Below are 339 nucleotides of genomic sequence, written 5' to 3'. Positions count from 1 at the left end.
TCTTTTTTACCAGATTTAAAATCCTCTAGAAGTTCATCAACAATATGTGCACTTTTAGGTGGATGACAATTTTGTACAGAGCGACCAATCACTGACTTAGTTCTGTGAAAAATTGGATCCTTTCCGTGCGAGAAGAATCTCACTACGTCATTTTCATCAATATAAGTTATATCAAGAGGTAAATGACTCATCATAAGTTCCATTTGTTTCACAGAAAGAAGACCAGTTTCCATCTTTATTATTCCTTCTTGGAAGAAAGATGTATCTTCTGTTATTGATTCTCGTTTTGGTTGCCAAGGATCAGGTGCTTCAATAAAGGTATACCCTATAACATCCCCT

At 35.4% G+C, this 339-nt stretch carries 1 protein-coding gene; it reads right to left on the bottom strand.

Annotated elements, in window-relative coordinates; translation table 11 throughout:
• The coding region (locus tag AOA62_RS03345; protein ID WP_178075614.1) for a PAS domain-containing protein at positions 1–339 on the bottom strand (339 nt) is incomplete at both ends.

The sequence above is a fragment of the Pseudomonas sp. 2995-3 genome (assembly GCF_002742565.1).
Taxonomy (GTDB): domain Bacteria; phylum Pseudomonadota; class Gammaproteobacteria; order Pseudomonadales; family Pseudomonadaceae; genus Aquipseudomonas; species Aquipseudomonas edaphica.
Note: the sequence above shows the minus strand (reverse complement) of the source record. Positions and strands in the feature narration are given on the sequence as shown.